Annotated in this window: 25 protein-coding genes; 11 read left to right on the forward strand and 14 right to left on the reverse strand. The window is 67.1% G+C overall.

All coding sequences use genetic code 11. The features are described from left to right. Nucleotides 1-94: 94 nt before the first annotated feature. Entirely contained in the window at nt 95-1,114 is a 1,020-nt protein-coding gene (locus tag AC1VNX_RS03065) for a hypothetical protein (protein ID WP_483155413.1), read from the forward strand. On the opposite strand, the gene AC1VNX_RS03070 is transcribed toward AC1VNX_RS03065, so the two are convergent. The 7 genes from AC1VNX_RS03070 to AC1VNX_RS03100 all read right to left on the reverse strand — a co-directional run bounded on the left by AC1VNX_RS03070 (nt 1,105) and on the right by AC1VNX_RS03100 (nt 9,579). Next, the gene (locus AC1VNX_RS03070) at nt 1,105-2,355 is read right to left on the reverse strand and encodes a phenylacetate--CoA ligase family protein (RefSeq protein WP_483161866.1); all 1,251 of its coding nucleotides are present in this window, start codon (nt 2,353-2,355) and stop codon (nt 1,105-1,107) included. The genes AC1VNX_RS03065 and AC1VNX_RS03070 overlap by 10 nt on opposite strands. 49 nt (nt 2,356-2,404) lie before the next feature. After that, on the reverse strand, nt 2,405-3,217 hold the full coding sequence (locus tag AC1VNX_RS03075) for an ABC transporter ATP-binding protein (protein ID WP_295977433.1): 813 nt from the start codon (nt 3,215-3,217) through the stop codon (nt 2,405-2,407). A 172-nt stretch (nt 3,218-3,389) separates the two neighbouring features. After that, nucleotides 3,390-4,721 carry an ABC transporter substrate-binding protein gene (locus AC1VNX_RS03080; protein WP_483155414.1) on the reverse strand — a complete coding sequence of 444 codons (1,332 nt, stop codon included), beginning with the start codon at nt 4,719-4,721 and terminating at the stop codon, nt 3,390-3,392. A gap of 59 nt (nt 4,722-4,780) precedes the next feature. Next, complete coding sequence (locus AC1VNX_RS03085) at nt 4,781-5,845, reverse strand: branched-chain amino acid ABC transporter permease (RefSeq protein WP_301509732.1); 1,065 nt, start codon at nt 5,843-5,845, stop codon at nt 4,781-4,783. Nucleotides 5,846-5,848: 3 nt separating this feature from the next. Then, nucleotides 5,849-6,778: a branched-chain amino acid ABC transporter permease gene (locus AC1VNX_RS03090; protein ID WP_093174205.1), complete on the reverse strand. Its 930-nt coding sequence runs from the start codon at nt 6,776-6,778 to the stop codon at nt 5,849-5,851. 15 nt (nt 6,779-6,793) lie between these two features. Next, nucleotides 6,794-7,627, reverse strand: a complete 834-nt coding sequence (locus AC1VNX_RS03095) for an ABC transporter ATP-binding protein (protein ID WP_007830560.1) — start codon at nt 7,625-7,627, stop codon at nt 6,794-6,796. After that, nucleotides 7,624-9,579, reverse strand: a complete 1,956-nt coding sequence (locus tag AC1VNX_RS03100; RefSeq protein WP_483155415.1) for an AMP-dependent synthetase/ligase — start codon at nt 9,577-9,579, stop codon at nt 7,624-7,626. Before AC1VNX_RS03100 ends, AC1VNX_RS03095 begins: the two co-directional genes overlap by 4 nt. Before the next feature lie 84 nt (nt 9,580-9,663). Between AC1VNX_RS03100 and AC1VNX_RS03105 the strand changes: the two genes are divergently transcribed. From AC1VNX_RS03105 to AC1VNX_RS03120, 4 genes are all read left to right on the forward strand, one after another. After that, nucleotides 9,664-10,443, forward strand: a complete 780-nt coding sequence (locus tag AC1VNX_RS03105) for a Crp/Fnr family transcriptional regulator (protein WP_483155416.1) — start codon at nt 9,664-9,666, stop codon at nt 10,441-10,443. Continuing rightward, complete coding sequence (locus AC1VNX_RS03110) at nt 10,440-10,907, forward strand: hypothetical protein (RefSeq protein WP_483155417.1); 468 nt, start codon at nt 10,440-10,442, stop codon at nt 10,905-10,907. The genes AC1VNX_RS03105 and AC1VNX_RS03110 overlap by 4 nt, the downstream gene beginning before the upstream one ends. 66 nt (nt 10,908-10,973) lie before the next feature. Next, nucleotides 10,974-11,738 carry an SDR family NAD(P)-dependent oxidoreductase gene (locus AC1VNX_RS03115; protein WP_483155418.1) on the forward strand — a complete coding sequence of 255 codons (765 nt, stop codon included), beginning with the start codon at nt 10,974-10,976 and terminating at the stop codon, nt 11,736-11,738. 20 nt (nt 11,739-11,758) lie between these two features. Next, entirely contained in the window at nt 11,759-12,016 is a 258-nt protein-coding gene (locus tag AC1VNX_RS03120) for a hypothetical protein (protein ID WP_483155419.1), read from the forward strand. Between the two features lie 167 nt (nt 12,017-12,183). Here AC1VNX_RS03120 and AC1VNX_RS03125 read toward each other — a convergent pair whose 3' ends face one another. Both AC1VNX_RS03125 and AC1VNX_RS03130 read right to left on the reverse strand, forming a co-directional pair. After that, a complete protein-coding gene (locus AC1VNX_RS03125) occupies nt 12,184-13,194 on the reverse strand; it encodes an MBL fold metallo-hydrolase (protein WP_483155420.1) in 1,011 nt (336 codons plus the stop codon). A 60-nt stretch (nt 13,195-13,254) separates the two neighbouring features. Further along, nucleotides 13,255-14,214 (reverse strand): Bug family tripartite tricarboxylate transporter substrate binding protein, encoded by a 960-nt coding sequence (locus tag AC1VNX_RS03130; protein ID WP_483161867.1) that lies wholly within the window; start codon nt 14,212-14,214, stop codon nt 13,255-13,257. A gap of 298 nt (nt 14,215-14,512) precedes the next feature. Here AC1VNX_RS03130 and AC1VNX_RS03135 point away from each other — a divergent pair, with 298 nt between their 5' ends. Beyond that, on the forward strand, nt 14,513-14,890 hold the full coding sequence (locus tag AC1VNX_RS03135; protein WP_483155421.1) for a VOC family protein: 378 nt from the start codon (nt 14,513-14,515) through the stop codon (nt 14,888-14,890). Between the two features lie 16 nt (nt 14,891-14,906). On the opposite strand, the gene AC1VNX_RS03140 is transcribed toward AC1VNX_RS03135, so the two are convergent. The 5 genes from AC1VNX_RS03140 to AC1VNX_RS03160 are packed head-to-tail and all read right to left on the reverse strand — an operon-like array spanning nt 14,907 to nt 21,842. Next, the gene (locus AC1VNX_RS03140; RefSeq protein WP_483155422.1) at nt 14,907-15,488 is read right to left on the reverse strand and encodes a superoxide dismutase; all 582 of its coding nucleotides are present in this window, start codon (nt 15,486-15,488) and stop codon (nt 14,907-14,909) included. A gap of 33 nt (nt 15,489-15,521) precedes the next feature. Further along, nucleotides 15,522-16,190 carry a helix-turn-helix transcriptional regulator gene (locus AC1VNX_RS03145; protein ID WP_483155423.1) on the reverse strand — a complete coding sequence of 223 codons (669 nt, stop codon included), beginning with the start codon at nt 16,188-16,190 and terminating at the stop codon, nt 15,522-15,524. 32 nt (nt 16,191-16,222) lie between these two features. Then, a complete protein-coding gene (locus tag AC1VNX_RS03150) occupies nt 16,223-17,662 on the reverse strand; it encodes an efflux transporter outer membrane subunit (protein ID WP_483155424.1) in 1,440 nt (479 codons plus the stop codon). Beyond that, complete coding sequence (locus tag AC1VNX_RS03155) at nt 17,659-20,739, reverse strand: MexW/MexI family multidrug efflux RND transporter permease subunit (RefSeq protein WP_483155425.1); 3,081 nt, start codon at nt 20,737-20,739, stop codon at nt 17,659-17,661. The genes AC1VNX_RS03150 and AC1VNX_RS03155 overlap by 4 nt, the downstream gene beginning before the upstream one ends. Continuing rightward, nucleotides 20,736-21,842, reverse strand: coding sequence for an efflux RND transporter periplasmic adaptor subunit (locus AC1VNX_RS03160; RefSeq protein ID WP_483155426.1), 1,107 nt, complete (start codon nt 21,840-21,842; stop codon nt 20,736-20,738). Before AC1VNX_RS03160 ends, AC1VNX_RS03155 begins: the two co-directional genes overlap by 4 nt. 222 nt (nt 21,843-22,064) lie before the next feature. Between AC1VNX_RS03160 and AC1VNX_RS03165 the strand changes: the two genes are divergently transcribed. The 5 genes from AC1VNX_RS03165 (at nt 22,065) to kdpA (ending at nt 25,277) form a co-directional block, all read left to right on the forward strand. Continuing rightward, nucleotides 22,065-22,694, forward strand: a complete 630-nt coding sequence (locus tag AC1VNX_RS03165) for a hypothetical protein (RefSeq protein ID WP_483155427.1) — start codon at nt 22,065-22,067, stop codon at nt 22,692-22,694. Next, nucleotides 22,691-23,134: a hypothetical protein gene (locus AC1VNX_RS03170; RefSeq protein WP_483155428.1), complete on the forward strand. Its 444-nt coding sequence runs from the start codon at nt 22,691-22,693 to the stop codon at nt 23,132-23,134. The genes AC1VNX_RS03165 and AC1VNX_RS03170 overlap by 4 nt, the downstream gene beginning before the upstream one ends. A gap of 109 nt (nt 23,135-23,243) precedes the next feature. After that, nucleotides 23,244-23,381: a hypothetical protein gene (locus AC1VNX_RS03175; protein ID WP_301507101.1), complete on the forward strand. Its 138-nt coding sequence runs from the start codon at nt 23,244-23,246 to the stop codon at nt 23,379-23,381. Then, the gene (gene kdpF / locus AC1VNX_RS03180) at nt 23,378-23,476 is read left to right on the forward strand and encodes a K(+)-transporting ATPase subunit F (protein WP_019657711.1); all 99 of its coding nucleotides are present in this window, start codon (nt 23,378-23,380) and stop codon (nt 23,474-23,476) included. The genes AC1VNX_RS03175 and kdpF overlap by 4 nt, the downstream gene beginning before the upstream one ends. A 1-nt stretch (nt 23,477) precedes the next feature. Continuing rightward, nucleotides 23,478-25,277, forward strand: coding sequence for a potassium-transporting ATPase subunit KdpA (gene kdpA / locus AC1VNX_RS03185; protein WP_483155429.1), 1,800 nt, complete (start codon nt 23,478-23,480; stop codon nt 25,275-25,277). Nucleotides 25,278-25,279: the final 2 nt, after the last annotated feature.

The raw sequence follows: 25,279 nt of genomic DNA on the forward strand, positions 1-25,279 counted from the left end.
CGCACCTGCCGTCATCCGATACGCTCGTCTTTTTCCGCATGACGTGGCCGCGCCGGCCATGCCATGCGTCGTGAAAGGCGAAAGTATTTCCTCCATGACGGCGACCTCTCCCTACCCGCAAGCATTGCAGGCACTGCGCCTGCCGCGCGATCTCGCGCTCATCACCGTGGCCATCGATGCCGTGCTGGTGCTTCTCAACACAACCATGCAGCTGTGGCCCGACTCGCCCAATGCCGAGCAGCTGCGCAGCGCCTATGCACTGCCGGGCGTATGGATACCGATGGTGTTCAGCATCGGCATGGCCTGGGTGCTCGCCGCCGCGCTGGCCTGGAGCCACGGGCGCAATGCGCTGGAGAAGCGCGGCGTGGACAGCTTGGCACGGCTGCCCCAGCCGCGCATCCGCTACGGCGCGGCATACGTCGTGGTGCTGCTGCTGAACTTCTTTGCGCTGAGCCCGCTGCTCTACGACCTGCAGCTGCTCTTCATGCCGGGCGGGCGCCTGCATGAATCGCTCGGAGACACCTCGATGCGCGCGGCGATGCCGGTGTTCATGTTCCTGCAGTCCGTGGCCCAGCTGATCGTGCTGGTGCTCGGCGTGTGGCTTGCGGCATGGGTCGCGCTGAGGGCCGGCCGTGCCGATGCTTCGGACGCGCAGGGCGATGAAGTAACGGCGGGCTCCTCGCCGCGCCGCGCGGTGGCGCTTGTGGGCGCATCGGTGTTCGCGTCGCTGCAGATGTGGAGCGGCGCGGCCGTGAGCCGGTGGAGCTCCATGTCGCAAGGCCTGGACGGCGCCGGGCTGCTGGTGGCTTGGGTGGTGCCCCCGCTGGCAGCCTTCGCGCTGGCCTTCTGGGGCGGCTGGCTGGGAGCGACGGCAGGGATTTCGAGGGTGCGGCCTTTCAGGGCCGTGGCGGCGTCGGTGCTGGCTTTCGCGCTGGTGCAGATCGGCTGCATCGCCATCGCGCTGGCCTGGCTGGCGCTGGCGGTCTGGCTGCACGGCTTCAACAGCGCGGGCAGCCTCGTCGGCTTCGCGCTGGCGCTCGTGCTGGTCTATTCGGTGCTCGCGGTGCTGCTCATGCGCGCCACCACGCGCGGGTTGTACCGCCGCTACTTGTAGCTGCGCGCGTCCTCGATCACCTTGCCGTCGTTGGGCAGCGAGCCCGCGCCCGCCACGACAACCTCGCCGCGCAGCTTGGTCACTTCGCGGATCACGGCGCTCACGCGCGCTTCCAGCCCTTCGGGCGCAGTGCCCGCGCATTCGAGCTGCAGCGTCATCCTGTCGTCGCCCATTTCGCCCGATACGACGAGGCGCGCGCGCTGCACTTCGGGAAAGCGCCGCGCGATCTCCGCCACCTGCGACGGGTGCACGAACATGCCGCGCACCTTGGTGGTCTGGTCGGCGCGGCCCATCCAGCCCTTGATGCGCTTGTTGGTGCGGCCCGTGGGGCAGGTGCCTGCGAGCACTGCAGAAAGGTCGCCGGTGCCGAAGCGCACCAGCGGGTAGTCGGGGTTGAAGGTGGTGACGACGATCTCGCCGACTTCGCCGTCGGGCACCGGGTCGCCGGTGCCGGGGCGCACGATCTCGACCAGCACGCCCTCGTCGAGCACCAGCCCCTCGCGCGCACTGGTTTCGTAAGCGATGAGGCCCAGGTCGGCGGTGGCATAGCACTGCGTGCCCTTCACGCCGCGCGCGGCGATCCAGTCGTGCAGGCTCGGTGGAAAGGCCTCGCCAGACACCAGCGCCTTGGTGAGCGAGGGCAGCTTGACGCTCTTCTCCTCGGCCTTCTCCAGCAGGATCTTGAGGAAGCTGGGCGTGCCCGCGTAGCCCTCGGGCTTGAGGTCGACCATGGCTTCGAGCTGCTGCTCGGTCTGGCCGGTGCCGCCCGCGAACACGGTGCAGCCCATGGCGTGCGCGCCGCTTTCCATGATCGAGCCCGCGGGCGTCATGTGGTAGCTGAAGCTGTTGTGGATCAGCTCGCCGCCGCGAAAACCCGCCGCGTGCAACGCGCGCGCGGTGCGCCAGTAGTCACGCGCCTCGCCCTCGGGTTCGTAGATGGTGCCGGGGCTCGCGAACACGCGCGGCATGCGCGGCCCGCGCACGATCGTCGAGAAGCCGCCGAAGGGGTCGTCCGCGCGGCGTGCCTTCTGCAGTTCGAGCAATTCCGATTTGCGCGTGACAGGTAGTTTCGCGAGCGCCTCGCGCGTGGTGACGTCGGCGGGCTTCACGCCGTCGAGGATCTTCGCGAAGGCGGGCGCCGCGGTCTGAGCCTGCGCGATCTGCTTCGGCAGCGCGGCCAGCAGGTCGCGCTCGCGTTCGGCGGGGTCTCGGATCTCGAGCTTGTCGTAGTGGTCGGTCATGTCCGTACCCTTCATCTTTCGGTTCTGTTCAGCCTCCGGCGAGGGAGAGTCAAGCCAACCAGCGCTTGCGCCGCTTGTAGCTCTTCACGTCGCGGAAGCTCTTGCGGTCCGCGCCGCCGACGCCCAGGTAGAACTCCTTCACGTCCTCGTTCTCGCGCAGGCTCTTCGCCTCGCCGTCCATCACGATGCGGCCGTTCTCCAGGATGTAGCCGTAGTCGGCGTAGCGCAGCGCCATGTTGGTGTTCTGCTCGGCCAGCAGGAAGGTCACGCGCTCCTTGGCGTTGAGGTCCTTCACGATCTCGAACACTTCCTCCACGATCTGCGGCGCGAGGCCCATCGAGGGTTCGTCCAGCAGCACCATGGTCGGGTTTGCCATCAGCGCGCGGCCGATGGCGCACATCTGCTGCTCGCCGCCGGATGTGTAGGCGGCCTGCGAGCTGCGCCGGGTCTTCAGGCGCGGGAAATACGCGTACACCTTCTCCAGCGTCTGCTGCACCGCGGCCTTGCCGTCGGTGCGCGTGTAGGCGCCGGTCATCAGGTTCTCTTCGATGGTCAGGTGCGCGAAGCAGTGGCGGCCTTCCATCACCTGGATCAGCCCGCGCTTGACCAGCTCGGCCGGCGACAGCGCCTCGATGCGCTCGCCGCGCAGCTCGATGGTGCCCTTGGTGACCGCGCCGCGCTCGCCCGCCAGCAGGTTGCTCACCGCGCGCAGCGTGGTCGTCTTGCCCGCGCCGTTGCCGCCGAGCAGCGCCACGATGCCGCCGTCGGGCACGGTGAGCGACACGCCCTTGAGCACCAGGATCACGTGGTTGTAGATGACCTCGATGCCGTTGACGTTGAGGAGGATGTTGGATTCGCTCATGGTGTGGTCCGTAGCATTCGAAAGAACCGGCGCGAGGCCGTTCTTTCGGATGCCCGCTTGGCCCGCCGCCCTTCGGGGAACACCGCGGAACCGGCTTTGCCGGGCCGCAGGTGTTGCCCCCTGCAAGGGGGTTGGCGAAGCGACACGAAGTGCGCGAAGACTGGGGGTCAGCTCAAGATTGGCAGTCGGCTGCCTCGCGGCGGGTGAGCTTCTTCTCGCCCGCGTACTTGTCGGCGGCCGCCTTCACCATCGGCTTGATGATCTGCTCGTCGGCCTGGTACCAGTCGGACATGTCACCCCACTTCGCGCCGTCCCAGGTATGCACGCGCGCCCAGGTCGAGCCCATGTGGTCCTGGCACGAGGTGCTCACCGGACGCATCACGCCGGAGAAGCCGAGTGCGTCGAGCTTCTTCTGGTCTAGCGCAAGGTTCTCCATGCCCCAGCGCACCTGCTCGCCGGTCATGACCTTGCCCTTGCCGAAGCGCTCCTGCGCGCGCTTGACGGCCTCGATGGTCAGCATCTGGATGATCACGCCGCGCGTGTAGAGCACCGAGCCCACTTCGTCCTTCGGACCGGTGCCCTGGCCCTTGTCGTGCACCTGCTTGAGGATGTCCTGGATCACCTTGGGCTGCGTGCCCGAGGTGTTCAGCGCCAGCGCGTGATAGCCCTTGGCATTGGCGCCCACGTCCTTCACGTCGGGTTCGGCGCCGGCCCACCACACGCCGTACATCTTCTCGCGCGGGTAGCCGGTGGCCACGGCCTCCTTCAGGGCTGTGGAGTTCATCACGCCCCAGCCCCACAGCAGCACGAAGTCGGGGCGCTGCTGGCGCACCTGCAGCCAGGCCGACTTCTGCTCCACGCCGGGCGCGGTCACCGGAATCAGCGAGAGCTCGAAGCCGTTCTGCTTGGCACGCTCCTGCAGCAGCGGGATCGGTTCCTTGCCGAAGGGCGAGTCGTGATAGACGAGGGCGATCTTCTTGCCCTTGAGCTTGTCCATGCCGCCTTCCTTCTTCCCGATGTGCTGGATCAGGATGTCGGCCGCGGTCCAGTAAGAGCCCATCAGCGGAAAGTTCCACTTGAAGACGCCACCGTCCTGCGAGGCGGCCAGGCCATAGCCCAGCGTGATCAGCGGGATCTTGTCGGTGGGCACCTTGTCGGTCAGCGCGAAGGTGATGCCGGTGGCCTGCGGGTCGAAGAGCGCCACGCCGGGGCGGCCCTTCAGGCGCTCGTAGCATTCCACGCCCTTGTCGGTGGCGTAGCCGGTCTCGCACTCTTCATACGAGATCTTCACGCCATTGATGCCGCCGGTGGCGTTGACCAGCTTGATGTAGTCCTGCTTGCCGTTGGCCCAGGGCGTGCCATTGGGGGCATAAGGCCCGGTGCGGTACACCAGCAGCGGAAAGAACTGTTCCTTGGCTTGCGCGTTGACCATCGATGGCGCGAGCGCGGCGCCGAGGGTGCCGGCCACCAGGGCGGCGGTCAGAGCGAGCGATTTCAGTTTCATGCCTGTCTCCTTTGTGGGCACCTCGGTGCCGGGTTTTGACTAACGGGAACCTGTCAATGTCAATGCGGGAAGGGCCACAGCCTCAGCTTCTCCTTGGCCGTGGACCACAGCCGCGCGAGGCCGTGCGGCTCGACGATCAGGAAGAACACGATCAGCGCGCCGAAGATCATGGTCTCCAGGTGCGAGGCCAGCGCGGTGGAAATCGAGAAGCCCAGCCAGCCCGGCAGTTGGTTGAGCAGCAGCGGCAGCAGCACGATGAAGGCGGCGCCGAAGAAGCTGCCCATGATCGAGCCCAGCCCGCCGATGATCACCATGAACAGCAGCTGGAACGAGCGGTCGATGCTGAACGCCGCCGGCTCCCACGCACCCAGGTGCACGAAGCCCCACAGCGCGCCGGCCACGCCGACGATGAAGCTGCTCACCGCGAAGGCCGTGAGCTTGGCGTAGACGGGGCGGATGCCGATCACCGCGGCCGCCACGTCCATGTCGCGCATCGCCATCCACTCGCGGCCGATGGCGCTGCGCACCAGGTTCTTTGCCAGCAGCGCGAACACCACCACGAAGAGCAGGCAGAACAGGTACTTCTGCACCGGCGACTCGATCGGCACGCCGAACACGTTGAGCCCCGCCACGCTCACCGAGCCCGACGAAGAATTGTTGGTGAACCACTGGATGCGCAGGAAGGCCCAGTCGGTGAAGAACTGCGCCGCCAGCGTGGCCACGGCCAGGTACAGCCCCTTGATGCGCAGGCTCGGAATGCCGAACAGCACGCCGATCACCGTCGCGCACAGGCCGCCCAGCAGCAGCGATGCGATCAGCGGCATGCCGTCGATGCGCACCTGGAAGTTGTAGGCCGCATATGCGCCCACCGCCATGAAGGCGCCGGTGCCCAGCGAAATCTGGCCGCAATAGCCAACCAGGATGTTGAGGCCCAGCGCCGCGAGCGACAGGATGAGGAAGGGCGTGAGGATGGCGCGCATCCAGTAATCGGACACGCCCAGCGGCACCACGACGAACGCCACGAGCAGCAGCACCAGCATCGCGATGCGATCCTGCGCAATCGGAAAGATCTGCTGGTCGGCCCTGTAGCTCGACTTGAACTGGCCGTTTTCTCTGTAGAACATTGCTCAGACCCGATCGATGATTTTTTCGCCGAACAGGCCTTGCGGGCGAACCAGCAAGAAGACCAGTGCGAGCACATAGGCAAACCAGATCTCGATGCCGCCACCGAGCATGGGGCCGAGATAGATTTCAGACAGCTTCTCGCCCACGCCGATCAGCAGGCCGCCGATGATGGCGCCCGGAATGGAAGTGAGCCCGCCCAGGATCACCACCGGCAGCGCCTTCAGCGCCACCAGCGAGAGCGAGAACTGCACGCCCAGCTTCGATCCCCAGATGATCCCGGCCACCAGCGCCGAGAAGCCGGCCACCGACCACACGATCACCCAGATGCGCTTGAGCGGAATGCCGATGGACTGCGCGGCCTGGTGGTCGTCGGCCACAGCGCGCAGCGCGCGGCCCGTAGCCGTCTTCTGGAAGAAGATGGCCAGCACCACCACGAGGCCGGCCGCCACCAGCGCGGCGATCAGGTCTTCCTGGCTCAGCAGCAGCCCGCCCTGGAAGGTGCCTTCGAGCACCATCAGTGGTTCCTTGGGCATGCCCACGTCGATCTTGTAGATGTCGTTGCCGAAGATCGTCTGGCCCACGCCGTCGAGAAAATAGGCGATGCCCAGCGTGGCCATCAGCAGCGTGATGCCTTCCTGGTTCACCAGCTTGCTGAGCGCGAGCCGCTCGATCAGCCAGGCCACCACCACCATCACCGCCATGGCCGCAATGAAGGCCAGGATGTTCGCGAGGATCTGGTTCTGGAAGCCGAACCACAGCGGGAACCACTCCGAGAAGCGCGCCATCGCCAGCGCCGCGAAGAGCACCATCGCGCCCTGCGCGAAGTTGAAGACGCCCGAGGCCTTGTAGATCAGCACGAAGCCGATGGCGATCAGCGAATAGAGCATGCCGACCATGAGGCCGCCGAAGAGGGTTTCGAGGAAAAAGCCCATCGTGTTCTTTCGTGATCAGTGCTCGACGCCGAGGTAGGCGCGGATCACGTCTTCGTTGTTGCGCACTTCATCCGGCGTGCCGTCGCCGATCTTCTTGCCGTAGTCCAGCACCACCACGCGGTCGGAGATGTCCATCACCACGCCCATGTCGTGCTCGATCAGCACGATGGTCGCGCCGAACTCGTCGTTCACGTCGAGGATGAAGCGGCTCATGTCCTGCTTCTCCTCCACGTTCATGCCGGCCATGGGCTCGTCCAGCAGCAGCACCTGCGGCTCCATCGCGAGCGCGCGGCCGAGGTCGACGCGCTTCTGCAAGCCGTAGGGCAGGCGGCCCACCGGCGTCTTGCGGTGCGCCTGGATTTCCAGGAAGTCGATGATGTGCTCGACGAACTCGCGGTGCGCGAGCTCTTCGCGCTCGGCCGGTCCCCAGCGCAGTGCCTGCGCGAGCAGGCCGCTCTTCATCTTGAGGTTGCGGCCCGTCATGATGTTGTCGAGCACGCTCATGCCCTTGAAGAGGGCCAGGTTCTGGAAGGTGCGCGCCACGCCCATCTCGGCCACCTGGCGCGAGTTCATGTGCTTGAAGGTCTGGCCCCGGAAGGTGATGGAGCCCTGCTGCGGCCAGTACACGCCGTTGATGCAGTTCAGCATCGAGCTCTTGCCCGCGCCGTTCGGCCCGATGATGGCCCGCACCTCGTGCTCGCGCACGTTGAAGCTGATGTCCGTCAGCGCCTTCACGCCGCCGAAGCTCAGCGAGATGTTCTGCACGTCGAGGATGACCTCGCCGTCCTTGCGGCCGCCTCGGGTCGTTGTTGCAAGCATGGAGGCCTCGGTGTGGTTGTGCGCGTTCATGCGGCCGCCTTGACCAGTGGAAAGCGCTTTGCGTCGACGATCTTCAGCGTGGCACTCACCGAGCCCGTGCGCCCGTCCTCGAACTTGACCTGGGTTTCGATGAACTGCTCGGCCTTGCCGCCGTAGAGCGCGTCGACCAGCACCGCGTACTTGTCGGCGATGAAGCCGCGGCGCACCTTGCGCGTGCGGGTGAGCTCGTCGTCGTCGGGGTCGAGCTCCTTGTGCAGCACGAGGAAGCGCGCAATCTGCGTCTCGCCCATGCCGTCCTCAGCGGCGAGGTCGGCGTTCACCTTGGCAATGCACTCGGCCACCAGCGCCAGCACGTCGGGCTTGCCGGCCAGGTCGACGTAGCCGCCGTAGGCGAGCCCGCGCCGCTCGGCCCAGTTGCCCACGGCCTCGTAGTCGATGTTGATGGCGGCGCAGACCTCGTCGCGGCCGTTGCCGAAGCACACGGCTTCCTTGATCTGCGGGAAGAACTTGAGCTTGTTCTCGATGTAGTTGGGCGCGAAGATCGCGCCGCCCACGAGGCGGCCCACATCCTTGGCGCGATCGATGATGCGCAGGTGGCCCTCGCTGTCGAGCACGCCCGCGTCGCCGGTGTGGAAGTAGCCGTTCGCGTCCAGCACCTCTGCCGTGGCGTCGGGGCGCTTGTAGTACTCCTTGAGCACCGACACGCCGCGCACAAGCACCTCGCCGTCCTCGGCGATCTTCAGTTCGATGCCCGGCGCGGCCGTGCCCACGGTCTGCAGCTTGACCTTGCCGTCCTGCTGCAGGCAAACGTAGGCGCAGGTCTCGGTCTGGCCGTAGAACTGCTTCAGGTTCACGCCGATGGAGCGGTAGAAGCGGAACAGGTCGGGCCCGATGGCAGCGCCCGCCGTGTAGGCCACGCGGATGCGGCTCATGCCCAGCACGTTGCGCAGCGGGCCGTAGATCAGCAGGTCGCCCAGGCGGTACATCAGGCGGTCGCCGGTGCTCACCGGCGCGCCGTTGAGGATGTCGGCGCCCACGCGCTGCGCCAGCGCCATGAACTTCGCGTACAGCCAGCGCTTGGGCGCGGCGGCGTCTTCCATGCGGATCGACACGGCCGTCAGCAGCCCTTCGAAGGTGCGCGGCGGGCCGAAGTAGTAGCTCGGACCGATCTCGCGCATGTCGTTCATCACCGTTTCCGACGACTCCGGGCAGTTGAGCGTGAAGCCGCCCACCAGCCACTGCGCGACCGAGAACAGATGGTCGCCCACCCAGGCCATCGGCAGGTAACTCATGATGTTGTCGCCGGGACCGAGTTTGTCGGTCTCCACGCCGCCGCGGCCCGCCGCGATGAAGCTCGCGTGCGTCTGGCACACGCCCTTGGGGCGGCCGGTGGTGCCGGAGGTGTAGAGGATCACGCCCACGTCGGTGGCCTCGCCGCTGGCCACCGCGCGGTCGTAGTAGCCGACGTTGGCCTTGTCGAACTCGCGGCCCAGCGCGCGCAGCTGCTCGTGGCTCATGAGCCCGGGCTGGTCGTAGTGGCGCAGGCCCTTGGGGTCGTCGTAGATGATGTAGCGGATGCTGGGCTGCTTTCCCTGCTGCATCTCGCGGCATTCGAGCAGCTTGTCGACTTGCTCCTGGTCTTCGACGATCACGAACTCGATGCCGGCGTCCTGCAGCATGAAGACCATCTCGCCTGCCACCGCGTCCTGGTACAACGGCACCGGCACGCCGCGCAGGCTCTGCGCCGCGACCGCCGCCATGTACAGGTGGGGCCGGTTGGCACCGACGATGGCCAGGTTGTCGAAGGGCCTGAAGCCCAGGCTCGCGAGGCCGCAGGCGGTCTCGCGCACTTCCTGCGCCACGGCGCTCCAGCTCCAGGTTTGCCAGATGCCGAGGTCCTTCTCGCGCATGGCGGGGGCTTCGGGCCGGGCCTCGGCGTGCGCGAGCAGCAGACGGGGAAAGGTGGGGGCGGGTGTTTGCACAGTGGCCGGATCGTAGGACTCACTTTGACGCCCGGTTGTCGTTCCAACGACAATCCTAGGGACACTACTCCCCGGAGTTTCCCGATGCCTCACGGCCATCCCACCCACAGCGCGCTCGGCGGTTCGACCATCAGGGACCGGGTGCGCGCAGCCAATGCACAGGAACTGGAAGGCATTCCGTGGCTGCCCACGCTCACGCCCGCCGAGCGGCGCCGCGCCGAAGCCGCCCTGGTGGTCGGCGAAGCCGAGCCCGGCGACCTGGTGTGCCGGGTCGGGCGCTCGCCCACCTACTGGTTCGGCGTGGTCGAGGGGCTCTTGAAGATGAGCAACGACAACGCCGACGGCGGCTCCGTCACCTATACCGGCGTGCCGCCCGGCGGCTGGTTCGGTGAAGGCACGGTGATGAAGCGCGAGCCCTACCGCTACAACATCCAGGCGCTGCGGCGCAGCCTGATCGCGGGCTTGCCGATCGAGAGCTTCCACTGGCTGCTCGACCACTCCATCGGCTTCAACCGCTTCGTGATGAACCAGCTCAACGAACGGCTGGGGCAGTTCATCGCCGCGCTGGAGATCGACCGGCTCAACAACCCCGACGCGCGCGTGGCGCGCAACCTGGTCTCCTTGTTCAACCCGGTGCTGTACCCGGGCGTGGGCGAAGTCCTGCGAATCACGCAGCAGGAGCTGGCCTACCTCGTCGGCCTTTCGCGCCAGCGCGTGAACGAGGCGTTGAACGGCCTGTCCGCGCAGGGGCTGATCCGCGTGGAGTACGGTGGGCTGCGCGTGCTCGACTTGCCGGGCCTGCGTGCGACCGCGATGTCGAACAAGAAGAACCAGCCGGCGCCAACCCAGGCGGAAAAATCATGACCAATCTCTCCGACAAGCTCCAGATCGTGCCCGCGAACGCCGAGGCCGCATTCATCCCGCCTCCGGAGCCGCCCAAGGCCAAGCCCGAAAGCACAGGCCCCACGCTGGAGGAAGCCATCGAACGCAACGAGGCGCTCACCGAGAAGATCGAGGCACTCGACGCGGTGCTGGCCAAGCCGCTCGTCGAGATCCTGGCCGACCGCGAGAAGGCCGAGGAAGCCGCGCTTGCCTGGGACCGCTTCGGCGCGATGTGGATGCTCTCGCAGCGCGCGATGCGCCGCGTGGCGCTCGACCTTGCGGCGCAGCTCGGCGTGAGCGAGGAAGAAGTCGTGGCGCGCGCCATGGCCAATGCCAATGCGGTGCTCAACGGCGCGGACGAAGTGGATCTGGGCGGCACCATCGCCCCGGCGCAGATGCAGCACATTGCGCGGCATCGCAACTTCCTGAGGAAGCAGTTCAAGTAGGGACAAGCGATTCCCTTTAACCTTCGCGCTTTCCTTTCGTTCCACAAACCAAGAGTTCTCATACAGATGACCGCTTCCCACCTCACTCTCATCACCGGCGCCTCGCGCGGCCTGGGCCAGGCCATGGCCGAACAGCTGCTGCAGGCCGGCCACACGGTGATCGGCATTTCGCGCAAGCAGTCGCCCGCGCTGGCCGAGGCAGCCAAGGCCGCCGGCGCCGAGCTCACGCAATGGGAGCAGGACCTGTCCGACCCGGTGGCCGCAGCCGAGCGCCTTTCGGCCTGGCTCAAGACCGTCGACGCGCAGCGCTTCGACAGCGTCACGCTCATCAACAACGCCGGCACCGTGGGCAACCCCGCGCCGCTGTCGCGCGCCGTGGAGTCCGAGCTGTCGCTGGCCCTGCGCATCGGCCTCGAAGCGCCGATGCTGCTGACGGCGGCATTCCTCGGCGCCACGCGCGAATGGCGCGGTGCGCGCAAGGTGCTCAACATTTCCTCGGGCCTGGGCCGCAACGCCATGGGCAGCCAGGCGCCCTACTGCGCGTCGAAGGCTGGCATGGACCATTTCTCGCGCGCCGTGGCGCTGGAAGAGGCGAATGCGCCGAACGGGGCGCGCATCGTCTCGCTGGCGCCGGGCGTGATCGACACCGACATGCAGGTGCAACTGCGCGGCGCGTCGGCCGAGAAGTTCCCGGACCGCACGCGCTTCGAGAAGATGAAGAACGAAGGGATGCTCGACAGCCCCGCCTCGGCGGCCGCCAAGGTGCTGAAGTACCTGGCGCGCGCGGACTTCGGCGCGAAGCCCGTGGCCGACGTGCGCGACCCCGACTGAGCGGAAGGCGAAAGATTCCCATGGCAACGGCCCAGGCCATCGACACCGGCGAGTACAAGCTCTTTCCCTCGCCGCGCAACGTGCACCGCATCGTGTTCGAGCACCAGGTGTTCGTGCCGCACCCCTATGCGCTGATCGTGATGAACGAGTTCGGCTTCAAGGGGCGCTACAGCCTGTTCTCGGCCTGCCGCATGAGCGACGGGAAGATGGGGCAGGTGGCGACGTTCGAGGATGTGGCGGACGTGGAGATATTCAACAGGAAGTTCGTGCCGGACTGAAGCTCGGGCGTTGTTCCCTCTCCCCTTGGGGAGAGGGTTAGGGTGAGGGCAGCGGCGCAGGAAGATGCGCGACCCTCGCTACCGCCGTTACCCCCTCACCCCAGCCCTCTCCCCGAGGGGAGAGGGAGTGAAACCATCGGGGCGGCACATGCTCAGGATGCTGTTTGCTACTGCATCGCGAACCTGTCGCGCTGCGCCTGCGCGCATTCGCCCATCACGTTCAGTGCGCGCTCCACCGTGGACGTGCCCATCACGAACGGGTTCGCCGCGCCCGCGGGCTGCTGGCGCAGCGCGGCCATCTTGGCCTGCGAGCTGTCGACGTTCGAGTGGTTCGACAGCATCACGTCGATGTTCTGTGCCTTCACGATCGAATCCATGCGCTTCGTGGACGCGATGTAGCTGTCCAGCCGCGGCACATCCTTGCCGAAATTGAAGCCCGTGCCGCCCCAGAGCATGGCGCGGTGCCTGCGGCCGTTCTCGCTCACGTCGAACACCGGCGAGAGCGTGCCCATGGTGTGGCCCGGCGTGAGGTAGAGCGTGACGGTGGTGTCGCCCAGCGTGACGCGGTCGCCGTCTTTCGCCGAGATGTCCCGCTTCGGAGGCGCGCCCCAGATGGGCGTGGCGAATTCGAGCTTCGTCTCGGTCATCGTCCAGTCGGGCTCGCTCATCACCACGCGCGCGCGGTACTTCTGCGCGAGGTACGGCGCACCGCCGTAGTGGTCGCCGTGGCCGTGCGTGACGATCACGTACTTGATCTGCGCCGGGTCCAGGCCCAGCTTGCGCATGCCGCCTTCGATCAGCGCGGCGGCTTCCACCTGATTGTTGAGCGCATCGATGAGGATGATGCCGTCCGAGGTCTTGATGGCCCAGGCGCTGACCCAGTCGGCGCCCACGAAGTAGAGGTTGTCGAAGGCCTTGGCGGGCGGCGGCGCCGGCCTGTTGATGAGCAGGGGCAGGCCCTTGTCGAGCTCTTCCTGCGGCGGCCGCGTGGCGGGGGCGGGCTTGCACAGCGAGAGCAGCGGCCCGAGATCGGTGCCCGCGGCCTTGGTGGCGGCCGCGACGTGGGCGGCGACGGTGGCGTCGGAAGGTTTCTGCGCAGCGGGTGTCTGCGCGCAGCCTTGGGCGAGGGCGACGACCGCCGCGAGGGCGGCCGTCTTCAGGGGAAGCGAAGGAACCATCGGTGTCTCCATGCCGTCGGTGCGACTTGTTCTGGAGACACCATTCTGCAGCGTGCAGGCCTATTCGATTGTCGCGCCCGAGGCTTGCACGATGCCCTTCCACTTCTCGTAGTCGGTCTTCAGCAGCGCGCCGAACTGTTCGGGCGTCATGCTCTGCGGCTCGGCACCCTGCGCGATGATGGCCGCCTTCATGTCGGGCGTGGCCAGCAGCTTGTTGATCTCGGCATTCAGCGTGGTCACCACGTCCTTCGGCGTGCCGGCAGGCACGAAGATGCCGTACCAGGTGCTCACGTCGAAGTCCTTGTAGCCGAGCTCGGCCACGGTGGGCGTCTCGGGCAGCGAGGTGCTGCGCCTGGCCGAGGTGACGGCCAGCGGACGCAGCTTGCCGGCCTTGATCTGCGCCATGGCCGAGGGCACCGACGACACCATCAGGTCGACGTTGCCCGCGAGCACGTCCATCATGGCTGCGTTGGAGCCCTTGTAGGGCACGTGGCGCATCTTGATCCTGGCGGCGCCGTTGAAGATCTCGCCGGCCAGGTGGATGGTGGTGCCGTTGCCGGGCGAGCCGTAGGTGACGGTGTCGGGCGCGGCGCGCGCGGCCTTCACCACGTCGTCGAGCGTCTTGAACTTGGAGTTGGCCTGCGTGACGATCACCACCGGCGTGTAGGCCACGTGGGCTACCGCGGTCAGGTCCTTCACCGGGTTGTAGCTCAGGCTCTTGTAGAGCCAGGGCGCGACGACCATGTTGTCCTTCTGGCCCATCACGATGTCGTAGCCCGTGGGCGCGGCGCGCGCGGCCTCGGCGATGCCGATGGTGCCGCCGGCGCCCGCGCGGTTGTCGGGCACCATGGTCCAGTGCTTGGCTTCGGTGAGCTTCTGGGCCACCAGGCGGGCCAGGATGTCGGTGCCGCCGCCGGGCGGGAAGGGCACGATCAGGCGCACGGGCTTGGCGGGGTAGGCGGTGGACTGTGCGTGGGCGGTGGCTGTCAAGGCCATCGGAAGTGCGAGCGAAAGGGCCATCGAGGCGGCCAGCTTGCCGAGGTGTCTGCGGATCATGGGTTGTCTCTTCGTCGGAATAGATCGGGGGTTGCAGCCGTTGCCTGCGGTCACTGCACCGGGGGTGCAGTGTGCCGGAAGCCGCGTAAGAAGGATTTCTTCATTCGCGATGAGGCACGTATCGACTTGCGGGGGCCCATTTTCCGATGCCTTGACAGGGTCGCGTCCGACGCAAATACTGCACCGCATGGTTGAGTATTTTTGGCAAGCCCGGCGCCCTTCTTCCTTTTTGATGGCACGCCGGACCTGGAAGGAGACTCGCATGCTCGGAAACATCAACGCAGTGGCCAATCTCGCGGTGAAAGACCTCGCCGTGGCCCGCCGCTTCTACGAAGACACGCTGGGCCTGTCCCAGGTCGATGCGGAAGGCGACGAAGTGATCGTCTATCGCAGCGGCAACACGCGCATCAACGTGTACCGCTCGCAGTTCGCGGGCACCAACCAGGCGACGGCCGTGACCTGGGCCGTCGACGGCGACATCCAACGCGTCGTGGACGCTCTGAAGTCGCGGGGCGTGCGCTTCGAGCACTACGACATGCCCGACACGCAACTGGTCGGCGACCTCCATGTCATGGGCGACATGAAGGTCGCGTGGTTCAAGGACCCGGACGGGAACATCCTGAACCTCATCAACAGCTGATCGACCGGACGATCGATCAGCCGAAGTTCTTGGCGACGAAGTCCCAGTTGACCAGCTTGGCCAGGAAGGTCTCGACGAACTTCGGGCGCAGGTTGCGGTAGTCGATGTAGTAGGCGTGCTCCCAGACGTCCACCGTCAGCAGCGCGGTGTCGGCGGTGGTCAGCGGCGTGCCGGCTGCGCCCGTGTTCACGATGTCCACCGAGCCGTCGGCCTTCTTCACCAGCCAGGTCCAGCCCGAGCCGAAGTTGCCCACGGCCGACTTCACGAAGGCTTCCTTGAACGCGTCGAAGCTGCCCCACTTGGCCTCGATGGCCTTGGCCAGCGCACCGGTGGGAGCGCCGCCGCCCTGGGGCTTCATGCAATTCCAGAAGAAGGTGTGGTTCCAGATCTGCGCGGCGTTGTTGTAGATGCCACCGCTGGACTTCTTGACGATCTCTTCGAGCGTCATCGACTCGAACTCGGTGCCCTTTTGCAGGTTGTTGAGGTTCACCACGTAGGCGTTGTGGTGCTTGCCGTAGTGGTACTCGAGGGTTTCCTTCGAATACTCGGGTGCCAGCGCGTCGAGTGCGTAGGGCAGGGGTGGGAGCTTGTGTTCCATCGTGGTTTCCTTCTTGGGTGTTGAAAAACGGATTCAGGCGTTCGCCTTGGGTTCGACCCGGTAGGCGCATCGTCGCGCGCCTGCCAGCACATGTTCGATGCGGCTGACGCTCACGTCGGGGCCCAGCACTTCGTCGAAGAGTTGCAGTTCGCTGCGGCAGAAGCCCGTGCAGGCCTGCGCCGCAGTGCAGATGGGGCAGTGGTTCTCGATGAAGAGAAAGCCTTCGCCCTGTTCGGCGGGCCGGAACTCGGCCATGTAGCCTTCGCGGCTGCGAATTTCGGCCAGCCGCTCCAGCCGCGCCTTGAGGCTGCGCGCCCCGCGCATGGCCTCTGTGTAGTTGGCGCGCATGGTGGCTTCGCGCGCGTCGATGAGCTGGTCCATGCCCTTCTGTCCGAACACGCTGATGACGGCGCTGATCATCTGCACCGTCATCTCGGCATGCGTGTCGGGAAAGCGCTTGTGCCCCTCCCCGGTGAGCCGCCAGATCTGCGTGGGCCGGCCCCGGCCGCCGGAGCGGCTTTCGGCGTCGACCAGGCCCTCGGTCTCCAGCTTGGCCATCTGCTGGCGCACCGCCTCCACCGTGACGTTGAGCACCTTGGCGATGTCGGGAATGCCGAGTGCGCCACGGGTCTTGAGCGTCGAGAGGATGCGGTCTGCCGGCTGGTGCGGCATCCAGGTTGGCTTTGCATCGGGGGCGGACATGTCTGCTTCTGGCATGGAAAACAGCACCATTGTCAGGTGGTTGGCGCTCCCTTCGCCATCGCGGGTGCTTGCCAGCCCCCGCCGAGCGCCTTGTAGAGCGCGACCAGGCTGGTGTAGGAGGCGGTTTCGGCCTCGGCCACGGCGTCCTGCGCGCGCAGCAGGGTGCGCTGGGCGTCGAGCACGCTCAGGTAGGGCGCGGCGCCTTCGCGGTAGCGCACTTCGGCCAGCTCGGCGGCGCGGCTGCTGCGGGCCGATGCCTCCATCAGCCGCTGCAGGCGCAGCTGGTTCTGGCCATAGCCGGTGAGCGCGCCTTCCACGTCCTCGATGGCGCGCAGCACCGTCTGCTCGTAGAGCGCGCGGTCGCCCTCGGCGCGGGCCTCGGCGCCGCGCACGCGGGCCTTCACCGAGCCCAGCCGCAGGGCAGGCCAGCTCACGCCCGGCGTCACGCTGAAGGCCCGGCTCGACGAACTGCCGAGGTCGGAACCCCGCAGCGCGACGAAGCCGAGGAAGCCGCCGACGTCGAAGCGCGGATAAAGCTCCGCCGTAACCGCGCCCACGTCGGCCGTGCTCGCGGCAAGCCCGCGCTCGGCGCGCAGCACGTCGGGCCGGCGGCGCAGCAGCTCGCTCAGGTCGCCCACGGGCAGGCGCTTGTCGAGCACGCGCAGCTGGCGCGGCTGCAGCATCGGCTCGAGCTCGCCGGGGCGCAGGCCGGCCAGCACCGCGACGCGGTAGGCCGACTGGCGGCGCGTGGTCTCCAGCGCGGGCAGTTGACTCTCGGTGGTCGCGAGGTTGGCCTGCGCGCTCGCCAGGTCGCCTTCGAGGCCGCGCCCGGTCTGCACCTGCGCCTCGGTCACGCGCAGGCTCTGGCGCAGGCTGTCCAGCGTGCGGCGCGTCACGGCGATGCGCTGCTGCGCGCCGCGCATCTCGAAGTAGTTGCGGGCCAACTCGGCCACCGCGACGATGCGCACCTGCTCCAGGTCGGCCGCGCTGGCCTCGGCGCGCGCGGTGGCGGCCTCGTCCAGACGCTTGAGCCGGCCGAACAGGTCGATCTCCCACGAGGCGTCGAAACCGGCGCGGCTGCTCTGGGCCAGCGAGCGCACGTCGGGCTGCGCGCCGTTGTTGCCCTGGGCGATGCCGCGCGTCTTGCTCGCGCTGGCGGTCACCACCGGCAACCGGTCGAGCTCCGCCTCGGTCTGCACCGCGCGGGCTTCCAGCAGACGGGCCTGCGCGATGCGGATGTCGTGGTTCTCGGCCAGCGCGCGGTCGACGAGCGCATCGAGCTGCGGATCGTCGAGCTGGCTCCACCAGTCGCGCTGCACCGCGTCGTTCGCGAAGAGCGAGCGCTCCGGCGCGCGGATGACCACTGGCGCATCCATCGGGGCCTTGTAGTCGGGCCCGACGGCACAGCCGGCGAGCACCAGCATGCTCAGCGCGAAAGGAGCAGCGTAGGAAAAGAATCGGTTCATGGTCATGCTCCTTCGGCCAGCGCATCGAGTTCGGCCGCGCGCTGCGAGCGGCCCTCGGCGCGGTGGTCGCGCGCCAGCAGCGTGTACATGGTGGGCAGCACGAACAGCGTGAACAGTGTTCCCACCAGCATGCCCACCACGATCACCAGTCCGATGCTGAAGCGGCTGTTGGCGCCGGCTCCGCTCGCGAAGAGCAGCGGCACCAAGCCCACCACCATCGCGGCGGTGGTCATCAGGATGGGCCGCAGCCGGATGCGCGCGGCCTCCTCGATGGACGAGCGGCGGTCGAGGCCCTCGTGCACCTGGATCTCGTTGGCGAACTCCACCATCAGGATGCCGTGCTTGCTGATGAGCCCGATCAGCGTCACCAGCCCGATCTGCGTGTAGATGTTGATGGTGCCGAAGCCCAGCGCCAGCGGCACCAGCGCGCCGCAGATCGACATCGGCACGCTGATCAGGATGATCAACGGGTCGCGCAGGCTTTCGTACTGCGCCGCCAGCACCAGGTAGATGACGACGATGGCGAACACGAAGGCCATCACCAGCGCCGAGCCTTCCTGCGTGAACTGCCGCGCGTCCGACTGCCAGTCGAAGCTGAAGCCGGCAGGCAGCTTCTTCGCCTCCTCGCTCAGGAAGGCCACGGCGTCGCCCATGGTCACGCCCGGCGCGGGAATGGCCTGGAAGGTGGCCGCGTTGAGCTGGTTGAACTGCGTGAGCTTGTTCGGGCCCACACTGGTCGACAGCTGCACCAGGTTGGCCAGCGGCACCGGCTGGCCGCTCGCGCTCTTCACGAAGTAGCGCGAGAGCGCCTCGGCCGTCAGCCGCTGCTCGCGCGGCGATTGCGGAATCACGTCGTACGAGCGTCCGTCCATGCCGAAGCGGTTGACGTAGTTCTCGCCCACCAGCACGGCCAGCGTGTCGCCGATGGACTTCATCGTCACGCCCATGCTGTTGGCCTTGGCGCGGTCCACGCGGATCTCGACCGTGGGGTTGTTGAACTCCAGGTCGCTGTCGACCACGATGAACTTGCCGCTGTCGCGCGCCGACTTCTTCAGCGCCTCCATGGCCTCGAACACGGTGCGGTGGTCGCCCGCGCTGCGGATCACCATCTGCACCGGCAGCCCGCCCGTGGAGCCCGGCAGCGAGGGCAGCTGGAAGGCGAAGACGCTGCTGCCTTCCACCTCGTTCATGCGGCCCTGCGTGTCGCCCTGGATCTGGTCGGCGTTGCGCTTGCGGTCCTTCCAGTCGGAAAGCTGCACGCCGCCGATGCTGTTGGAGACACCGTCCGAGCCGTTGATGAGCCAGCGGCCGGTGTTCTCGGGCAGCGATGCGAACACGTCGTCCCACTTCTTGCCGAACTTCTCGACGTAGTCGATGTTGGCGTGCTGCGGCGACTTGATGGCCGTGAGCACCATGGCCTGGTCTTCACCGGGCGCGAGCTCGCGCTGCGCCGCGTTGTAGAGAAAGGGCAGGCTCGCCAGCACCAGCGCCGCGAAGATGCCGGTCACCCAGCGGTGATGCAGCGACACGTCGAGCAGCCTGCCGTAGCCCGTGGCGAGCCGGTGGAAGAAGCTCTCGGCCGCGCGTGCCATGCGGCTGCCGGTGGCGTCCTGCGGCAGCAGGAAGGAGCTCATCACCGGCGACAGCGTGAGCGCGATCACGCCCGACACCACCACCGCGCCGGCCAGCGTGAACGCGAATTCCTTGAAGAGCGAGCCGGTGAGCCCGCCCATGAGCCCGATGGGCGCGTACACCGCGGCCAGCGTGAGCGTCATGGCAATCACCGGGCCAGCCACCTCGCGGGCGCCGATCAGCGCCGCCTGCACGCGAGACTTGCCTTCCTCGATGTGCCGGTGCACGTTCTCCACCACCACGATGGCGTCGTCCACCACCAGGCCGATGGCCAGCACCATCGCCAGCAGCGTCAGCAGGTTGATGCTGAAGCCGAAGAGCAGCATCAGCGCGGCCGCGCCCAGCATCGACAGCGGAATGGTCACCACCGGAATCAGCACCGCGCGCACCGAACCCAGGCACAGGAAGATCACGATCACCACGATGGCGATGGCCTCCAGCAGCGTGTGGCGCACCTCGTCGATGGACGCCTCGATGAAGCGCGCCAGCTCGAAGGGCAGCTGCACCTCCACGCCCGGCGGCAGGTTCTGCTTGATGCCGGGCAGCAGCTCGCGGATGCGCTTGACGATCACCAGCGGGTTGCCGTTGGGCGCAGCCTGCAGGCCGAGGTAGATGGCGGGCACGCCGTCCATCGTCGCGCTGCTGTCGGCGCTGGCCGCGCCCAGCTCCACGGTGGCCACGTCGCCCAGGCGCACGATGGCGTCACCCTCGCGCTTGACGACCATGTCGCGGAACTCGGCCACGTTCACCAGGTCGGTGTTCACGCGGATGTTCGACACCACGTACAGGCCCTTCACCTGCCCGGGCGCGGCCTGCACATTGTTCTGGCGCAGCGCGTCGGCCAGCTCGCCGGCCGAGATGCCGCGCGCGGCCATGCGGTTGGGGTCCAGCCACACGCGCATGGCGAGCGTCTGCCCGCCCGATACCTCGACGCCCGACACGCCGGTGATGGAAGCGAACTGCGGCTGCACCACGCGCGAGAGGTAGTCGGTGAGCGCGGGCATCGACATCGTCTTGCTCGAGAAACCCACGTAGGCCACCGCGGTGGCCTCGCCCGACGATTTCAGGATCACCGGGTCGAAGGCCTCGGCCGGCAGCCGGTACTTCACCTGGCTGACCTGCGCCATCGCCTGCGTGAGCGCCTGGTTGGCGTCGGCGTTGAGCTTCATGCGCACGCTGATCACGCTGCGGCCCAGCGTGGACGAGGAAGAAAGGTAGTCGACGTTTTCGATGGTCGCCACCGCCTGCGCGATCGGCTGCGTGACGAAGCCCTGCATCAGCTCCGGCGAGGCGCCGGGGTACTGCGTGGTGATGGTGAGCGTGGTGCTCTCGGTCAGCGGGTATTGCCGCACCGGCAGGTCGCCCAGAGCGCGCGCGCCCAGCAGCAGGATGAGCGTGCTCACCACCAGCGCCAGCACCGGCCGGCGCACGAAGAGGTCGGTGAACTTCATGACTTCGATTCCTGCGCGAGCGACAGCGTGTCCTTGTCGCTGGGCGCGACGGCCGCGCCGGTGTACAGGCGCAGTTGGCCCGAGGTGACGACCTTGTCGCCGGGCGAGAGGCCCTTCTCGATCACCACCAGCCCGTCCTGCCGATCGCCGGCCTTCACGAAGACCTGCTGCGCGGAGAAACCGCCTTTTTCGGCGGGAACAACGACGAACACCGAGTCGCCGTGCGTGCTGTAGGTGATGGCCGTCTCGGGCACGGTGATGGCGTCGGCGCGCGCCGGCAGTGCGACCCGGCCGTTGACGAACATGCCCGGCGCGAGCGCGCCGTCGGCGTTGTCTACCGTGGCCTGCAGGCGCACCATGCGCGTGTCGCTGCCGATCTGCGGCTCGATGGTGCTGAGCCTGCCCTGGAATACGCGCCCCGGATACGCGTCGACAGACAGCGCCACCTGCTGGTTGCGCTTGAGCGCGGGCAGGGCGGTCTCGGGCAGCGTGATGTTGGCGAACAGCGTGCGGCTGTCGGTGAGCGACACCAGCGCATCGCCCGCGCGCACGAACTGCCCGAGGTTTACGCGGCGGATGCCGAGCACGCCGTCGAACGGCGCCTTGATGCGCTTCTGCTCCATCAGCGCCTGCACGCGCCGCAGCTCGCCGCTGGCCTGGTCGAAGGCGGCCTGCGCCTGCTCGAGCTGCTCCTGCGTGGCCGCCTGTTGCGGCACCAGCCGGCGCGTTCGTTCCAGCAGCGCCTTTGCGTTGGCGCGCTGGGCCGTCAGGCGCTCCAGGTCGCCCTGCTCGGGCGCGTCGTTGAGCTGCACCAGCACCTGCCCCGCGCGCACCTCGGCGCCGGGTGTGAAGAGAATCTTCGCGATGCGCCCCTCGACCTCGGCCGGCACCTCCACCTGCCGGTTGGCCTCCAGCGTGCCGATGCCGCCCAGGAAGCGCGCCACCTGCGTCTTCTGCGCCGCGGCGACCGCCACCTTGGCCGGCGGCATGCCGCCGCCTTGCGCATGCGCCGCCCCGGGCTTCGCCATCAGCCCGTAGCCCGCGCCTCCCACCACCAGTGCAGCGAGGCCGAAACCCAGCCAGGCCCTCGATAGCTTGTTCATAAGATGCCTATTAATCAAAGAATTTACTTGGATTATTGGTTTGTGCCGGAAGCCTGTCGAGAAAGGCGTGGCAATGGCCGTCATAGGCCGGGGCTATTTGCGCAAGGCTGTGCATGCTGGGTTCTCCAGGTGGTTGTTTCGCGGGGAATGCCGCAGACCTGGAGACGTGCCGGACGGTCGTGTTGTGACAGGCGGGTCTTTCCGGTCGGCCGGATGTGGCGCGTGAAAAAGTCGCTGCGCCGGTGTTTGTCTGCGGCGATTGATGCCGGCGTCACCCGGGCTCCCTACAAGTTGCTGTCCTCAACTTGGAGATTCATCGCAATGATGCGAAAGGTGATCGTGGTGGGTGATCCACCGGCGCCGGGCGGCGCGGTGCTGCCGTATGGCGGCTATGTCGTTTGGCGCGAACGCCGGCGGACTGGATGGACTGCTGCTTTCTTCGCGCTTACCGCTCCCGCAGCCATTGCCTGCAGCCCTGGAAAGAGCATTGACGTGTTCTTCGACCGGAATTCGTCCAGGGTCTCGGCGGAGCAGGTTTCGAGACTGGCGAGCTGGACCGCCATGCTTCGCGAGAGGTATCCGAATCGCCAGTCGATAAGCTTGGGAGCCAACGCCGAACAGGGAGAGCGAGACCCGCAGGGCCTGGCGATCCAGCGGGCCAGAAATGTCGCTCGCATCCTCGACGAGGGGTTGCGCTTCAGCGTGCCAACGGTCGCTCTCCCGACGAAAGGCAATGTCTATCCTGCGGGTGCGCTGGGCAAGGAAGACGTCAAGCGGGTGGAGATCGACTTCCTTCCTGCCTGTCCACATGAATGTCCGTGCCAGACAGGGGATGGAGGGAGTCAAAGGTGAAAGCAAGAAGACGCGCCTGCCTCGTCTTGCTCGTCCTCACCGGCCTGAACATCAGCGCAGCGGCGCAGGAATGCAGGCGGTGGGCCTCTACCGTCGTCGTCTTCGCCGAAGGCTCCGCAGTCTTGGACCGCGACCAGATCGCGCTGATCGCCAACAGGCTGGATTACTTCCGCCGCCTGTACCCGGACCTGGACTCGGTCGACCTCGAGGGCGTGGCGCGCGACAACGCGCCCGACGCAAAGCAACTGGCGCAGCGCCGCGCGGCCGCGACGGCGCATGCGGTTCGAACTCTCTTCGATGGCGTGAAGCTGCACGTCTCTTCACATGTCTATCCGCCCGACTGGATCGATCGCGGCGGCAACTACGCCGCCTTCGACGCGATCCCTCCAAGGCAGGACTTGCCCGGCTGCCCCAAAGTTTCAACGACTGAAGAGCCCTAGAGCCCGGCGTTTTTACGCTTTCTTTACGCCCACCCCACCACTCTTTCCCCCGTTTTGACGCCCGACTGCCGAGACTGACTCCCATCTTTCTCGTTTGCAGGAGTGATGCATGGACATCGTCTGGATGGGCGCCTTGCTGGCGCTGTGGGCCGTGGTGGGGGCCATGGTGGTCGGGCTGAACAGGCTCGATGCGCCGAAGAACCCGTCGAACAAGGCGTCGAACGCCGCCGATGGAGCCGCGTCGTGATCAGCCTCGAAGTTCTTTATGGCTTCGGCGCGTTGATCGCCGTGGTTCTTTTCGCGTACCTGGTGTTCGCGCTGATCTGCGCGGAGGAATTCTGAAATGACTTCCTCCGCCTGGGGCCTGTTGGCCCTTTTCCTGGTGCTGCTGGGCTTGCTCGCATGGCCGGTGGGCAAGTTCCTTGCCGCGCTGTGCAACGAGCGCGTGCCGCGCTGGATGCAGCGCATCGAGGCGCCGCTCTACAAGCTCGCGGGCACCAAGCCCGAGCAGCCGATGCACTGGCTGCGCTATGCCTTCGCGCTGCTGGCCTTCAATGCCATTGGCGCGATCTTCGTCTATGCGCTGCAGCGCCTGCAGGCCTGGCTGCCGCTCAACCCCGCGGGCATGGCGGCCGTGTCGCCCGACTCGGCCTTCAACACCGCGGTGAGCTTCGTCTCCAACACCAACTGGCAGGGCTACGGCGGCGAGTCGACCATGAGCTATCTCACGCAGATGCTCGGGCTCTCGGTGCAGAACTTCTTCTCCGCCGCCACCGGCATCGCCGTGGCCTTCGCGCTGGTGCGCGGCTTCGCGCGCCGCGGCGACGGCAAGGGGCTGGTGGGCAACTTCTGGGCTGACATCACGCGCGTCACGCTGTGGGTGCTGGTGCCGATCTCCTTCGTGCTCGCCGTGGTCTTCGTCGGCCAGGGCGTGATCCAGAACTTCGACGGCTACAAGGAGGTGAGCACGCTCGAAACCACCGCCTTCCAGCAGCCGAAGAACGGTGCCGACGGCCAGCCGCTGAAGGATGAAAAGGGCCAGCCGGTGATGGAAGACGCCACCACCAAGACGCAGACGCTCGCCATGGGCCCGGTCGCTTCGCAGGAAGCCATCAAGATGCTCGGCACCAACGGCGGCGGCTTCTTCAACGCCAACTCGGCGCATCCGTACGAGAACCCGACGGCGCTGGTGAACCTGCTGCAGATGCTCGCCATCTTCCTGATTCCGGCGGCGCTGTGCTTCACCTTCGGCCATGTGGTGGGCGACATGCGCCAGGGCTGGGCCGTGCTCGCGGCGATGACGGTGATGTTCGTCGTCGCCGTCATCGTCCTCACGCCCGCCGAGCAGGCCGGCAACCCGCTGCTGACCTCGCTGGGCGTCGACCAGATGCATGGCGCGCTGCAGGCCGGCGGCAACATGGAAGGCAAGGAAGTGCGCTTCGGCATCGACGCCTCCTCGCTCTTCGCGGCTATCACCACGGCCGCTTCCTGCGGTGCGGTCAACGGCATGCACGACTCGCTCACCCCGATGGGCGGCATGGTGCCGCTGGTGCTGATGCAACTCGGCGAAGTGGTGTTCGGCGGCGTGGGCTCGGGCCTGTACGGCATGCTGATCTTCGCGATGCTCGCCGTGTTCATCGCCGGCCTGATGATCGGCCGCACGCCCGAGTACCTCGGCAAGAAGATCGAGGTGCGCGAGATGAAGCTGATCTCCATCGCCATCCTGGTCACGCCGATCCTGGTGCTGGCCGGCACGGCGGTGGCGGTTATCGCGGACGCCGGCAAGGCCGGCATCGCGAACCCCGCCGCGCACGGTTTCTCCGAAATCCTGTACGCCCTGACCTCCGCCGCCAACAACAACGGCAGCGCCTTCGCGGGCCTGTCGGCCAACACGCCCTTCTACAACGGCCTGCTCGCGCTCGCCATGTGGCTCGGCCGCTTCGCGATGATCGTGCCGGTGCTGGCCGTGGCCGGCGCTCTGGCCGCCAAGAAGCGCCTGCCCGTCACCAGCGGCACGCTGCCGACGCACGGCCCGCTGTTCGTCTCGTTGCTGATCGGCACGGTGCTGCTGGTCGGCCTGCTCAACTACGTGCCGGCATTGGCCCTGGGGCCCATCGTCGAGCACCTGGTGCTCTGGAAGTAAGG

It is taken from the genome of Variovorax sp. TLI9-5A, assembly GCF_056867935.1.